Source organism: Actinomadura rifamycini DSM 43936, assembly GCF_000425065.1.
Lineage (GTDB): Bacteria > Actinomycetota > Actinomycetes > Streptosporangiales > Streptosporangiaceae > Spirillospora > Spirillospora rifamycini.
Map to the genome: position 1 here is coordinate 108,021 of NZ_AULB01000011.1, position 13,238 is coordinate 121,258.

The 13,238-nt window shown below is 76.4% G+C and carries 13 protein-coding genes; 8 read left to right on the plus strand and 5 right to left on the minus strand.

What is annotated here, in order from left to right; genetic code table 11:
- Positions 1–144 precede the first annotated feature (144 nt).
- From H505_RS0110840 to H505_RS47490, 3 genes are all read left to right on the plus strand, one after another.
- Entirely contained in the window at positions 145–753 is a 609-nt protein-coding gene (locus H505_RS0110840; RefSeq protein WP_026401997.1) for a TetR/AcrR family transcriptional regulator, read from the plus strand.
- 14 nt (positions 754–767) lie between these two features.
- Positions 768–1,313 (plus strand): hypothetical protein, encoded by a 546-nt coding sequence (locus tag H505_RS41155; RefSeq protein ID WP_051300529.1) that lies wholly within the window; start codon positions 768–770, stop codon positions 1,311–1,313.
- A gap of 174 nt (positions 1,314–1,487) precedes the next feature.
- On the plus strand, positions 1,488–2,159 hold the full coding sequence (locus tag H505_RS47490; protein WP_051300530.1) for a TetR/AcrR family transcriptional regulator: 672 nt from the start codon (positions 1,488–1,490) through the stop codon (positions 2,157–2,159).
- Positions 2,160–2,204: 45 nt separating this feature from the next.
- On the opposite strand, the gene H505_RS0110855 is transcribed toward H505_RS47490, so the two are convergent.
- From H505_RS0110855 to H505_RS0110875, 5 genes are all read right to left on the minus strand, one after another.
- The gene (locus tag H505_RS0110855) at positions 2,205–3,263 is read right to left on the minus strand and encodes a phosphotransferase family protein (RefSeq protein ID WP_026401998.1); all 1,059 of its coding nucleotides are present in this window, start codon (positions 3,261–3,263) and stop codon (positions 2,205–2,207) included.
- Entirely contained in the window at positions 3,260–4,585 is a 1,326-nt protein-coding gene (locus H505_RS0110860) for an acyl-CoA dehydrogenase family protein (protein WP_026401999.1), read from the minus strand. Before H505_RS0110860 ends, H505_RS0110855 begins: the two co-directional genes overlap by 4 nt.
- Positions 4,586–4,638: 53 nt before the next feature.
- Positions 4,639–5,400, minus strand: coding sequence for an SDR family NAD(P)-dependent oxidoreductase (locus tag H505_RS0110865; protein ID WP_026402000.1), 762 nt, complete (start codon positions 5,398–5,400; stop codon positions 4,639–4,641).
- A 138-nt stretch (positions 5,401–5,538) separates the two neighbouring features.
- Positions 5,539–6,930, minus strand: coding sequence for an amidohydrolase family protein (locus tag H505_RS0110870; protein ID WP_026402001.1), 1,392 nt, complete (start codon positions 6,928–6,930; stop codon positions 5,539–5,541).
- Positions 6,927–8,132 (minus strand): CoA transferase, encoded by a 1,206-nt coding sequence (locus tag H505_RS0110875; protein WP_034517531.1) that lies wholly within the window; start codon positions 8,130–8,132, stop codon positions 6,927–6,929. Before H505_RS0110875 ends, H505_RS0110870 begins: the two co-directional genes overlap by 4 nt.
- A 51-nt stretch (positions 8,133–8,183) precedes the next feature.
- Here H505_RS0110875 and H505_RS0110880 point away from each other — a divergent pair, with 51 nt between their 5' ends.
- The 5 genes from H505_RS0110880 (at position 8,184) to H505_RS0110900 (ending at position 13,176) form a co-directional block, all read left to right on the plus strand.
- The gene (locus H505_RS0110880; RefSeq protein WP_026402003.1) at positions 8,184–9,206 is read left to right on the plus strand and encodes an enoyl-CoA hydratase/isomerase family protein; all 1,023 of its coding nucleotides are present in this window, start codon (positions 8,184–8,186) and stop codon (positions 9,204–9,206) included.
- A 118-nt stretch (positions 9,207–9,324) separates the two neighbouring features.
- A complete protein-coding gene (locus tag H505_RS0110885; protein WP_026402004.1) occupies positions 9,325–10,401 on the plus strand; it encodes an acyl-CoA dehydrogenase family protein in 1,077 nt (358 codons plus the stop codon).
- 2 nt (positions 10,402–10,403) lie between these two features.
- Positions 10,404–11,603, plus strand: coding sequence for an acyl-CoA dehydrogenase family protein (locus tag H505_RS41165; RefSeq protein ID WP_034517532.1), 1,200 nt, complete (start codon positions 10,404–10,406; stop codon positions 11,601–11,603).
- Positions 11,604–11,698: 95 nt separating this feature from the next.
- The gene (locus H505_RS0110895) at positions 11,699–12,991 is read left to right on the plus strand and encodes a cytochrome P450 (protein WP_026402005.1); all 1,293 of its coding nucleotides are present in this window, start codon (positions 11,699–11,701) and stop codon (positions 12,989–12,991) included.
- A complete protein-coding gene (locus H505_RS0110900; protein ID WP_026402006.1) occupies positions 12,988–13,176 on the plus strand; it encodes a ferredoxin in 189 nt (62 codons plus the stop codon). The genes H505_RS0110895 and H505_RS0110900 overlap by 4 nt, the downstream gene beginning before the upstream one ends.
- Positions 13,177–13,238 lie beyond the last annotated feature (62 nt).

Here is a 13,238-nt window from a genome sequence, read left to right on the forward strand (position 1 = left end):
CGCGAGGCCCCCGGACGGCGACCGTCCGGGGGCCTTCCGCGTTCCCGGCGGGAAACCTCCCGGATTACGGATACGTGACCCTTGTCACAGCCGCGCCAACCGACCTAATGTGTGTTCAGTAGGTTTCTGGAAGGAGTCCTCCGGTTGACCGAACAACGGCCGTACGCCGCCCTCCTCGCGAAGGGGGAGGACCGCCGACAGCGGATCCTGACCGCCGCGCAGCGCCTGCTGAAGCGGCACGGATGGCGCGGTATCACGCTCGGGCGGATCGCCCGGGAGGCCGGGGTGAGCCCGGCCGGCCTGCTGCACCACTTCGAATCCAAGGAAGCCCTGCTCCACGCCGCCGTCGACGCGCGCGACGCCTACGACGAGGCGCACGCCGACATGGACGCCGACATCATCGAGCAGCTCGAGGGAGTCGCCGAGCGGTTCCACCGGGCACCCGACCTGGTCGGCATGTTCGCCGTCCTCCTGATGGAGAACCTTGACCCCGACGATCCGCTGCACGACCGCATGTTCGGCCGCTACCGGGCCTCCGTGCGCACCGTCGCCGAAGGCATCCGGCGCGGCCAGCGCGCCGGCCGGTACCGCCCCGACGTGGACGCGGACGTGAAGGCCGTGGAGATCGTCGCCTTCCTCAACGGGATAGAGACATCATGGCTGCTGGACCCTTCGATTCCGCTGACCGAGGTGTTCAAGGAGTACACCGGGTCGCTCGCCCGGCAACTCGCACCCGCCGCCGATACACCTTGAGGCACCATCTCGTCGTGGTCGCCCCGACCATGCTCGGCGGGGTGCGCTCCGCGGGCGGCTGGGTGTTCGACCGCGTCGCCGCCGGGTGGGACGTCACCGTCCTCACCGCGGACGGCACCGGCTCCCGGGCGCTGCGCATCCTCGGCGCCCGCGGCGTCGACCTGGAGATGGGCCTCAACTCCCAGGTGCGCGGTCCCTGGCCGCGGGCGGTCGCGATGGACGCCGCGCTCTACGAGACCGACGAGCGGATCCGGTGCAGGCTGGACGGCGCGCTCGACAGCGGCATGGAGATCCGCCTGTGGGGCGGCAGCCGGGCCGCGTACGCCGACGAGGTCCCCGGCTGCGTGCGGCACCGGCTGAGCAGCGCCGCCCGCGCGTTCAAGGCGCACGCCCTCGCCGCCGCCGCGGCGTCCGCCGGAGCGCGCCCGCAGTGCGTCTCCCCGGACTGCATCACGGGCGACTGCGCCCCCGCCGGTCCCGCGCCCGCCGCCGCGAGCCCCGCGACGGAGGTCTTCTGGTCCGCCGAGAGCCTCCGCACGTCCGGCGCCCCGATCGCCTGACCGTCCCGCCCGCTCGTCCTCGCCCGTCCTCCCCGCCTCGCCTTCCTCCTGTCTTCGCGGGTTCCGGTCCCGGCGCACGCCGCGTCGGGGCCGGAACGCCGCTGGCGTAGACTGAGCGACGGTTCAATCGGCTGACGGCCGGTTCGGGGTGCGGGAGGCGGCAAGGAGGGTGCGGTGGCGAAGAGGGAAGCGGCCGGCGGCACGGAGGACGGGACGGCCGCGCCGGAGCGGCTCAGCCCGCGGGAGGTGCGCCGCCGGCAGCGGATCGAGCTGAGCCGGGAGCAGATGCTGGAGACGGCCGAGGAGCTGTTCGCCGAGCGCGGCTACTACGCGACGAACCTGAAGGACGTCGCGCAGCGCTGCGAGTTCTCGGTCGGTTCGATCTACTCCTTCTTCGACAGCAAGGAGGCGCTGTACCTGGCGGTGCTGATGCGGCGGGGGCCGGGGCGGCTGGAGGAGATGAAGCGGCTCGCCGCGGCCCCGGAGCGGGCCGCCGGGGAGCGTTTCGTCGCGCTGGTCACGGCGGAGCTGGAGCACCGCCGCAAGTACCCGGCGTGGGCGCAGCTGCACGCCCAGATGACCAAGGTCGGGGGGCGGGACGTCGCCGACGTCCCGCCCGACTACAAGGACTTCCACCGCGAGACGGTGCGGATCCTGGCGGGCGTCGTCGCCGACGGGCAGGCCGACGGGACGATCCGCCCCGGCGACCCGCACGCCCTCGCGCGGATGTGCAGCGCGCTCATCGACAGCTTCACGCTCATGGACCCGATGATCAGCGACGAGCCGGCGGGCATCGGCGCCGAGGAGTTCCTGACGTTCGTCCGGGAGACCTTCACCGTCGCGTGAGCCCGTGCGGTCCCGGGGCGCGGGCCCGCGCCCCGGGACCGGCCGTCAGCCGCGGGCCGTCTCCCGCTCGGCCTTCGCCCACAGCCGCCCCGCGTAGGCGTGCAGGCCCTCGCCCATCGCGCGGTCCATCCGCCCGTCGAGCGCCCGGGCGAACGAGCCCTCGAGCAGCGCCGCCAGCCGGAAGTACGCGAGCACCTGGAACCAGCGGAAGCCGGACACGTCCCGGCCGGTGAGCGACGCCCAGTGGTCGACGAGCTCGGCCCGCCGCGGCATCCCGTCCCACGGCCGCAGCTGCGGCTCGCCGCCCGGCGGGTCGCCGTCCTCGTGCCAGGCGGTGAGGATCCACGCCAGGTCGAGGAGGGGGTCGCCGACGGCCGCCATCTCCCAGTCGACGATCGCGGCGAGCTCGGGGGCGCCGTGCCGGAACATCACGTTGGCGAACTGCAGGTCGCCGTGCACGACGCCGCGCGTCCAGGTGTCCGGCCGGTTGTCCTCGAGCCAGGCCGCGACGACGTCGACGAGCGGCGACTCGTGCTCGGCGTAGCCGTCGGTGGCGCGGTAGCCGTGCAGCATCTTCAGGTAGCGGGTGATCTGCTTCTCGAGCCATCCGTCGGTCCGGCTGAGGTCGCCGAGCCCGATCGCGTCGGGGTCCACGGCGGCGAGGGTCGCGGCGCCGCCGACGAGCTCGAACGCCAGCGTCCGGCGCCACCCGGCGTCGGTGCCGTAGGCGCCGGGCAGCTCGCCGCGCGGCATGAACCCCTCGATCTTCTCCAGGACGGAGAACGGCGCGCCGATCACCTCGGCGTCCAGGGTGCTCGCGTGCAGCCGCGGGTGCGGGACGGGCGTGCCCGCCAGCGCGGTCAGCACGCGGCTCTCCCGGGCGAACGGCTTCGCGGCCTCGGCGCCCGCGTGCCGTCCGGGCCGGCGCAGCACCAGCTCGGTGCCGTCCGCCCGGCGCATCGTGAACAGCAGGTTCTGCGCGCCGCCCCGGAGCGGCTCCAGCGACTCGACGGGGCCGTCGCCCGGCACGTCCGCGAGGCCCGGCCACGCGTTGAGCCGCGCCAGGTCGACGACGGGTCCGGCGGGCGCCGGCGACCCGGTCATCGGGCGGCTCCCGTCCCGGTGAGGCGGCCGGCGAACTTCTCGCGCGCGGCCTCGATGCGGGCGGGCAGGTGCGCGGAGCCGAACAGCCGGTCGTCCGCGGGCTCGGCGTCCTTGAGCAGCAGGCGGGCGACGACGTCCTTGTGCGCCTCGGTGGGGCCGTCGGCGACGCCCAGCACCGGCCCGGCCTGCCACATCTTCGCCAGCGGCAGCTCGTTGGACACGCCGAGCGAGCCGTGCAGGTGCATGGCCCGGTACAGGACGTCGACGAGCGTGCCGGGCGTCGCGGCCTTGACGGCGGAGATGTGCAGCCGCGCGGCCCGCGCGTCGCCCGGGTCGCCGCTCGCGTTCGCCTTGTCGACCCGCCATGCCGCGTGCAGGACCTGCAACCGGAACTGCTCGAGCTGGATCCAGGTGTCGGCGAGCGCCTGCCGGACGGCCTGCTGCCGCGACAGCGGCCCGCCGCGGGTGTCGCGGCTCGCGATCCGCTCGATCATCATCTCCATCGCGCGGCGGCACTGCCCGACCGAGCGCATCGCGTGGTGCAGCCGCCCGCCGCCGAGCCGCTTCTGCGCGATGGCGAACCCGGTGCCGGGCTCGCCGAGCAGGTTCTCGCGCGGCACCCGGCAGCCGGTGAACCGCAGGTAGCCGTGGGCGCCCTCGCCGAGGGGCTCGCCGCCGAGGCCAGTCCGGCGCACCATCTCCATCCCGGGCGTGCCGCGCGGGACGAGCAGCATCGACGACCCCCGGTGCACGGGGACGTCCGGGTCGGTGACGACCATGGCGATGACGAACGCGGCGTACGGGTAGTTCGAGGCGAACCACTTCTCGCCGTCGATCACCCACGCGTCGCCGTCGAGGACGGCCCGGCAGGTGAACGACCCCGGGTCGGCGCCGCCCGTCGGCTCCGTCATCGCGTACGTCGACACGATGCGGCCGTCCAGGAGCGGTTCGAGGTACGCGCGGCGCTGCTCCTCGTTGCCGTAGTGCGCGAGGATCTCGGCGTTGCCCGAGTCGGGCGCCTGCGTGCCGAACACCATGGGCGCCCACTGCGACCGGCCGAGGATCTCGTTGAGCAGCGCGAGCCTGACCTGGCCCATCCCCATGCCGCCGAGTTCGGGCGACAGGTGCGCCGCCCACAGCCCGCGCTCCTTCACGCGCGCCTGGAGCGGCCGGACGACCTCGTGGAAGACCTCGCTGTCGCGGTCGTAGGGTTCGTCGTTGCCCGGGAAGAGCGCGTCGATCGGCTCGATCTCGTCCCGGACGAACCGGTCCGCCCAGTCGAGTCTCTCCTGGAACTCGGGATCGGTGCTGAAATCCCACATGCCGTTCGTTCCTTTCGTCGGGTTCCGTGCCGGGCGGGCGGGGCGCGCGGCCGTCACGGGATGCCGCCGTCGACCCGCAGGGTCGCGGCGGTCGTGTAGCTGGAGGCGTCGGAGACCAGGTAGAGCGCGGCGCCGACGACCTCCGCGGGGTGGCCGATCCGCTGGAGCGCGTGCGGCCGCACGCCCTCGGCGAGCTCCGCCTCGTCCCAGCCGCGCGTCGCCCAGGTGGCGAAGGGCCCGGCCATCAGGGTGTTCACCCGGACCCGGGGGCCGAGCCCCTTGGCCAGGCCCTCGGTGAGGACGTTGAGGCCCGCCTTGGCCGCCGCGTACGGGACGATCGCCGGGCGCGGGCGGATCGACCCCGTGGAGCTGACGTTGACGATCGAGCCCCCGCCGGCCGCGGCCATCCGCTCGCCGGCGAGCACGGACAGCCGGAACGGCCCCTTGAGGTTGAGGTTCATCACCGAGTCGAACATCTTCTCGGTGACGTCGGCGAGCGAGTCGTAGACCGGCGACATGCCCGCGTTGTTCACCAGCGCGTCGAGCCGCCCGAACCGGTCGTAGACGGCGTCGACCAGCCCGGGCAGCCGGTCCCAGCGCCCGATGTGGACGCCGTACGGCAGCGCCGAGCGCCCGGTCTCCGCCTCGATCTCCGCGGCGACCGCGGTGCAGGCGCCGAGGTCCCGGCTGGCGATGACGACGTCGGCGCCGCAGCGGGCGGCGCCGAACGCCATCTCCCGGCCCAGGCCCCGGCTGCCGCCGGTGACCAGGACGACCCTTCCGGTCAGGTCGAACAGTTCGTCCGCGAAGCCCATCCCCGTCCCTTCGCCCGGCCGCCGCCGCGGCCGCCCGTAGTCACGTTCTCGTAATGAAGAATGACGTTCTTGTAAAGCTAGAGCATAACTAGCCGCAGAGGGAAGGGTGGAGTTCAGAAGCGGGTGCGGAGGAGGGCGTCAGCCCGCCCAGACCTCGCGCACGGCGCCGGCCCCGAGCGACCCGAGGGCGTCCCGGAGCGGCGCGTGCAGGAGGACCAGGTCGGCGGGCGCGCCCGCGCGGACGCGGCGCGGCGCCCCGCCCGGCTCGCCGGGCGGGGCGAGGTAGGCGCGCAGCGCCGCCGCCGGGCCGATCGCCTCGCCCGCCCCGAGGACGGCCCCGGACCGCGTGCGGCGCCGGACGGCCGCGTCCATGACGGCCCACGGGTCGGCGGGCCCGTACGGGGCGTCGCTCGACAGCCCGACCGGGACGCCCGCCGCGAGGAGGCCCGCGCACCGGTACAGGTCCGGGCGGTCGGCGGCGGGGACGTCGCGGAGGTAGTCGTCGCCGCGGTCGGTGATGAACCCCGGCTGGGTCACCACGCGCAGCCCCCGCGCGGCGAGCCCGTCCGCCGTCTCGGCCGGGACGAGCGCGGCGTGCTCGATGCGGTCGCCCGGCCGCGTGCCCGCCTCGTCGAACGCGGCCAGCAGCAGGAACAGGGCCTCGCGGGTGACGCAGTGGACGGCGACCGCGCGCCCCGCCGCGTGCGCGCGCCCGATCCGCGCGACGAGGCCGTCCAGCGGCGGCAGCCCGGAGTCCGCGAGGACGATCTTGTACGGGCCGGTGGTGACGCGCGGGGGGAGCGGCTCGGCGGGGCCCTCCGGCGGGACGCCCAGGAGGTGGACGCGCTGGGGGAGCGCGCCGCCGCGGACGGCCGCCCCGATCGCGGCGAGCGCGGTCCCGTCCAGGTCGGGGGTCGCGTCGGTGACGGCGGTGACGCCCCAGCGCAGCAGCCGCGCGCCGACCCCCGCGAGGTCGGCGGGCGGCGCGGGCGGCAGCCGGCCGCGGAGCCAGGCGTCCGCCCGCCACAGCCGTCCGGTCGGCGCCCCGTCCGCGCCGCGCTCGATGCCCGGATGGCCGCCCGCCGCGAGGCCCGCCGCGCGCACGGCGGCGGAGTTCAGCGTCCACAGCGCGCCGCTCCGGTGCTGGAGCCGGACGGGACGGTCGGCGCGGAACGCGTCGAGGCCCGCGGCGTCGAGGTGCCCGGCGACGCCCTCGGCGTAGCCCGTCCCGCGGATCCAGCCGTGCGCGTCGGGCGCCGCGCCGCGCAGCGCCGCGGCGAGCCCGTCCGGCGCGGTGACGTGCGGCGGCCCGCAGGGCACCGACCGCTCCGCGGCGGCCATGGCGTGCAGGTGCAGGTGGTGGTCGCACAGACCGGGCAGCAGCGCCCCGCCACCGCACTCGACCGTCCGCTCGCCGGCCCGCCGCACCAGCCCGGCGCCGACCTCGGCGATCCTGCCGTCCGCGACCCGGACGTCCGCGCGCACCCGCCCGTCGACCTCCGCGTCCCGCAGCAGCAGGGGGCCGGTCACGGAACGGGGATCCCGAGTTCGCGGAGGACTTCGGCGGTGTCCCGTCCCGGTTCGGGCGCCGTGCCGTCGACGCGGCGGCGGACCGGCTCGGCGACGGGCACGAGCGGGCCCGTTCCAGTGTCGAGGGCCCAGCCGTCGCCGTGCCGGACGGCGGCCGCGGGCTCCCCGGGGTCGCCGGGGTCGAGCGTCGCCGCGACCACGTCGGACATGGCGACGTCCCACAGCACGCCCCCGCCGCCCGGCGGCGCCGAGGCGGCCAGCGCGGCGGCGGTGAGCCCGGTGAGCGGGTCGGCGATCGCGTCGCCGCAGAACAGCGGCGTCCCGTCGGGCTCGCGGCGGACCAGCCCGGCCGCGGCGGCCACGTCGTCGCCGAAGCCGACGCGGTCGGCGTCCCGCCCGTACGCGGTGATCGACACCCAGGTCGTCCCGGCGGCGACGGCGGCGTCCGCGTCCAGGCCGAACCGGGCGAGCGCGCGCGGCCGGGACGCCTCGACGACGATGTCGGCCGCGTCCACCAGCGCCGCCATGGCGTCCCGTCCCGCGGCCGTGCCGGGATCGAGGACGACCGAGCGGTGGCCCGCGTGCAGCAGCCGGTAGAACTCCGGGTCGCCGCGGCGGGCGCCGTCCGGGCGCGACGGGGTCTCGACCTTCACGACCCGGGCGCCCGCGAGGCCGAGCAGGTGCGCGCACAGCGGTCCCGCCCACAGCGCGCTGAAGTCGACCACGAGCAGGCCCTCGACGGGGCGCGGCGGCAGCGGCGCCGGAACGCGCGGGCGGCGGCGCGCCGCCCCGACGGGCCCGGCCGCGACACCGAGCAGCCCGGCGCGCTCCGCCAGTTCGGCGCCGGTGTGCGCGCGCAGCCACGCGGCCACGGCGGGCCACGGGTCCGGTCCGGTCTCCGCGCCGATCATCGCGCCGAGCAGCGCGGGGTCGTCGGGGCGGGCGCAGGAGACGGCGGCCCACCCGTCCGCGGTCGGCAGCAGGCGGCAGGCGCCGCCCGCTGACACCGTGCCGCCGCGCCGGTGCCCGGTGAAGGCGGCGCGCTCGGCCAGCAGCCGGGGGCCGTCCACCGGCACCGGCAGCGTCTCCGCGAGTTCCCGGGCCGCCGCGGCGCCGCGTCCCGGCGGCACCAGGGGCGGGCCGTCCGGGCGGCCGGTCAGCGCGACCACGCCGCTCGCCGCCCACTCGGCCCGCACGGACATGGGCCGACGATACACTCTGCGGCCCGACGCGCCCCGACCGGAGGGAGACCCGTGATCGTCTCGATCGAGGACCTCGCCGACGGCGCGGCGGACGCGCCGACGCTCGGCCCGGACGGCGCCCCGTGCGACCCGCTCGTGGCCGTCGACCTGGCGGGCGGCGGCTCCCCGGCGCTGCTCGGACGGGCGGTGCGCGCGGCGCGCGGAAGCGACCGGCTCCTCGTCGGGCTGGGCGACGCCGACCCGGCGCTCGCCCGGGCGCTGGACCTCACCCTCACCGCCGCCGCCGGCGCGGGGCGCGAGAGCGTGGCGGCCGCCGACCCGGGGGAGCGGCTCGCGGCGATCGGCCGGGCCGTCGCGGCGAACCCGCGGGCCGCGCTGGTGCTGCGCGAGGTGCTGCGGGCGACCGAGGGCCTGCCGGTGCCCGCGGCCCTGGACGTCGAGTCGTTCGCCTACTCGACCCTGCTCGGCGGGGCGGAGTTCGCGCGGTGGCTCGCGGCCCGCGGCCCGCGCCCGCTCCCGCCGGAGGCCGCCGAGCCGGTCCTCGTCGACCGCGCGGGCGACGTCCTGCACATCACGCTGAACCGGCCGGAGCGCCGCAACGCCTACGGGCGGCAGGTGCGGGACGCCTTGGTGGACGCCCTGCGGGTGGCGCTGCTCGACGACGGGGTCGCGCGGGTCGTCCTCGACGGGGCGGGGCCCGCGTTCTGCTCCGGCGGCGACCTCGACGAGTTCGGCACCGCCCCCGATCCCGCGACCGCCCACCACGTCCGGACCCGCGCCGGAGCCGGACGCCCGCTGCACCGGCTCGCGGCCCGCGCCGAGGCCCGGGTGCACGGCGCCTGCGTGGGCGCGGGCGTCGAGCTGCCCGCGTTCGCGGGCCGCGTCGTCGCCCGTCCGGACGCCGTCTTCCGCCTGCCGGAGCTCGCGATGGGGCTGATCCCGGGCGCGGGCGGGACGGTGAGCGTGCCGCGCCGGATCGGCCGGCACCGCGCCCTGTACCTGGCGCTCACCGGCGCGGCGCTCGACGCCCGCACCGCCCTGGCGTGGGGGCTGGTGGACGAGATCTCCGCGTAGCGGGGGACCGGCAGCCCCTCACGGAGGGTTGCTCTGGCTAAGTGAGAATACTAATCTCGCTATCGAGAACATCGATGTCGGAGTGTGCTCCTCCGGCCCGACGTGGGGGTGGCGCCTGGTGGACCTGGCCTTCACCGATGACCAGGAGGCCCTGCGCGCGAGCCTCCGCGACTTCTTCGACAGCGAATCGCCCCCGGCCGTGGTGCGCGCCGCCGAACCGCTCGGGTTCGACCCCGACCTGTGGCGCAAGGTCGTGGAGATGGGCCTGCCCGCCGTCCCCGTCCCGGCCGGCCTGGGCGGGGGCGGGGCCGGACTGCTGGAGCTCGCCGTCGCGGCCGAGTGCCTGGGCCGGACGCTGGCGCCGGTCCCGCTGGTGGAGGCCGCCGCCGCGACCGCCCTGCTGGCCGAGGCCGCGCCGGACCACCCGTGGACGGCGCGCGCCGTCGCGGGCGACCTCCTGCCGACCCTCGCGCTGCGGCCGGCGGCCGGCGGCGTCGCCCGGCTCGTCCCCGCCGGGGCGGTGGCCGACGTGGTGGTCGCGCTGCGCGACGGGGCGCTCGTCGCGACCCGGGCGCCCGGCCCGGACGGCGCGGCGCCCGGCCCGGACGGCGCGGCGCCCGCACGGGACCGGGCCGTCCCGAACCTCGGCTCCATGCCGATCGCCGACCTTCCCTTGGACGGCGGCGAGACGGTCGTCCTCGCGGAGGGCCCGGCCGCCGCGGCCGCGCACGCCGGCGCCGTCCGCCGCTGGGAGGCGCTGACCGGCGCGGCCCTGACCGGCCTCGCCGCCCGCGTGCTCGAACTCGGCGTCGAGTACGTGCTGGAGCGCCGGGCCTTCGGCATCCTCATCGGCGGCTTCCAGACGGTCCAGCACCGGCTGGCCGACGACGCGACGGCGCTGGAGGGCGCGCGGCTGCTCGCCTACAAGGCCGCCTGGGCGCACGACGCCGGGACGCCGGACGCCGGCGAGCTGGCGACGATGGCGCTGCTGTTCGCGGCCGACACCGCGTACGCCGCGGCGGCCGACAGCCTGCACATGCACGGCGGCTACGGCTACACCCTCGAGTACGACGTGCAGCTGTACTTCCGGCGCGCGAAGGCGTGGCCGCTCGTGGCGGGCGACCGCCGCGCGGCCTACGCGGGCCTGCCGCGCCGCCTCTTCGGCGCGGCGTCCCCGACCACGGCAGGGGTGTGACGATGGACTTCCGCGAATCCGACGAGCTGGCCGAGCACCGCGCCGCCGCCCGCGCCTGGGTCGAGGCGAACGTCCGCCCCGAGTGGGCCGGCGAGCAGCGCCGCAGCGGCTGCCACCAGACGATGGAGCTGCACGCGCGGTTCGCGCGCGACGGCATCCTCGCCGCCGGGTGGCCCGCCGAGTACGGCGGCGGCGACGTCGACCCGGACTACGCGCGCGCCGTCTTCGAGGAGTGCGCCCGCGCGGGCCTGCACTTCGACGGGTGGGCGACGACGTCGATGGTGCTGCACACGATCCTGCACGTCGGGACCGAGGAGCAGAAGCGCCGCTACCTGCCCGGCGCGCTGCGCGGCGAGATCCTCGTCGCGCTCGGCTACAGCGAGCCCGACTCCGGGTCGGACGTGGCCGCCGCGAAGACGACGGCGGTCCGCGACGGCGACGCGTGGGTCGTCGACGGCCAGAAGATGTTCACCAGCACCGCGCAGGTCTGCAGCCACGTGTTCGTCCTGGCCCGGACGAACCCGGACGCGGCCAAGCACGCCGGGCTGTCGCTGCTGCTGGTCCCGACGGACGCCCCCGGGTTCGAGTGCCGGCCGATCCGCACGCTCGGCGGCCAGGTCACCAACGCGACGTTCTACACCGGCGTGCGCGTCCCCGGCACCGCCCTGATCGGCGAGGTCGACCGGGGCTGGGACGTCATGCGGGTGGCGCTGGTGTACGAGCGGGGCGTCGGCGGGCCCGCGTCCGTGGACCACGCGATCGCCGCCGACCTCGCCGCGTGGGCGCGGGACGCGCGCCGCCCCGACGGGACGCCCGTCCTGGACGACCCGCTGGTCGCCGAGCGGATCGGCCGGATCGCCGTCGAGGAGGAGGTGTCCCGGCTGCTGGGCGGCTGGATGGACTGGCACGCCGCGAAGGGCGGCGTCCCGGGCCCCGAGGGGTCCATGCGGAAGCTGTACTGGAGCGAGTCCAACCAGCGCCACCTCGCCGACGCGCTGGACGTCCTGGGCGCCGAGGGCCTGCTGGCGCCCGGCGCGCCGGACGCCCCGGCGGGCGGGGCGTTCGAGCGGGAGTTCCGGGCCGCCACGGTCACCACCATCTACGGCGGGGCCAGCGAGGTGCTCCGCGACATCATCGCCGAGCGGCACCTCGGCCTGCCGCGCAGCCGTCCGCAGGTCAGGCCCGCCCGGCCGCCCGCGTGACCCGCCCGCGCGGGGCACGGCACCGCGCGGGCGTCCGACCCTTCCACCTCCGGAGGCCGCGACCGGCCTCCGTCTCGCGAACAGGAGCCGATCCGATGGCGGACGACCTCGACAGAGCCGACTTCTTCCGGGGCGGCGCGCTCAACGTCGACCCCTACCCCTACTTCGACGCCCTGCGCGGCAAGTGCCCGGTGCACCGCGAGCCCAACCACGGCGTGATGATGGTGACCGGGTACGACGAGGCCGTCGAGGTGCTGCACGACTCCGACACGTTCTCCTCGTGCCTCTCGGTGACCGGCCCGTTCCCGGGCTTCCCCGTCCCGCTGGAGGGCGACGACGTCACCGCGCTGATCGAGGAGCACCGCGACGAGCTGCCGATGAGCGACCAGCTCCCCACGCTGGACCCGCCCGTCCACACCGCGCACCGCAGCCTGCTGATGAAGCTGCTCACCCCGAAGCGCCTCAAGGAGAACGAGGAGCAGATGGAGCGGCTGGCCGACGGCCTGCTCGACACGTGGCTCGACGGGACGGAAAGCGAGTTCATCCGCGGGTTCGCCGGGCCGTTCACCCTGCTCGTCATCGCCGACCTCCTCGGCGTCCCGGACGCGGACCTGCCGGAGTTCCGGGCCCAGTTCGACCTCCAGGAGAACACCGGCACGATCGGCGGCACCGACGACGGGGGCCTCGCGCACACGCCGCTGGCGTTCCTGTACGAGCGCTTCGCCGCCTACATCGAGGACCGCCGCCGGGAGCCGCGCGGCGACGTGCTCACCGGCATCGCCGCCGCGACGTTCCCGGACGGCTCGGTCCCCGAACCCATCGAGTCGGCGCGGGTCGCCGCGAACCTGTTCGCGGCCGGGCAGGAGACGACCGTCCGGCTGCTCGGCTCCGCGCTCAAGGTGATCGCCGAACGCCCCGACGTGCAGGCGTGGCTGCGCGAGGACCGCTCGCGCATCCAGAACTTCGTCGAGGAGACGCTGCGCCACGAGAGCCCCATCAAGGGCGACTTCCGGCTGTCGCGCGTCCCCACCACGGTCGGCGGCGTCGACATCCCGGCCGGGACGACCGTCATGGTGGTGAACGGGGGAGTGAACCGCGACCCCCGCAAGTTCGAGGACCCCGGGAGGTTCGACCCGGCCCGCGCGAACGCCCGCCACCACGTGGCGTTCGGGCGCGGCATCCACACCTGCCCCGGCGCGCCGCTCGCCCGCGCCGAGGCGCGCGCCGCCATCGAGCGGATCCTGGACCGCACGTCCGACATCCGCGTCTCCGAGAAGAAGCACGGCCCCGCGGACGAGCGCAGGTACAAGTACGTCCCGACCTACATCCTCCGCGGGCTCACCAGCCTGTACCTGGAGTTCACGCCGAAGGAGGGCGGGAGCCGATGAAGGTCACGATCGACGAGGACCGCTGCGCGGGGCACGGCGTCTGCTGCTCCACGTGCCCGGAGGTCTTCGACCTCGGCGACGACGGGTACGCCGTGGTGCGCGTGCCGGAGGTCCCCGCCGAGCACGAGGAGCGGGTGCACGCGGCCGTCCGCAACTGCCCGGAACGCGCGATCACGGCCGAGTGACGGGGCGCGGAGGCGCACGGCGGGAGGCCGGCTCCGGGCATCGGAGCCGGCCTCTGGCCGGG

Coding starts and splice junctions, on each gene's coding strand:
- H505_RS0110900 (WP_026402006.1), top strand. CDS start 12,988: ATGAAGGTCACGATCGACGAGGACCGCTGCGCGGGGCACGGCGTCTGC.
- H505_RS0110875 (WP_034517531.1), bottom strand. CDS start 8,132: ATGTCCGTGCGGGCCGAGTGGGCGGCGAGCGGCGTGGTCGCGCTGACC.
- H505_RS41165 (WP_034517532.1), top strand. CDS start 10,404: ATGGACTTCCGCGAATCCGACGAGCTGGCCGAGCACCGCGCCGCCGCC.
- H505_RS0110855 (WP_026401998.1), bottom strand. CDS start 3,263: ATGACCGGGTCGCCGGCGCCCGCCGGACCCGTCGTCGACCTGGCGCGG.
- H505_RS0110865 (WP_026402000.1), bottom strand. CDS start 5,400: ATGGGCTTCGCGGACGAACTGTTCGACCTGACCGGAAGGGTCGTCCTG.
- H505_RS0110895 (WP_026402005.1), top strand. CDS start 11,699: ATGGCGGACGACCTCGACAGAGCCGACTTCTTCCGGGGCGGCGCGCTC.
- H505_RS0110860 (WP_026401999.1), bottom strand. CDS start 4,585: ATGTGGGATTTCAGCACCGATCCCGAGTTCCAGGAGAGACTCGACTGG.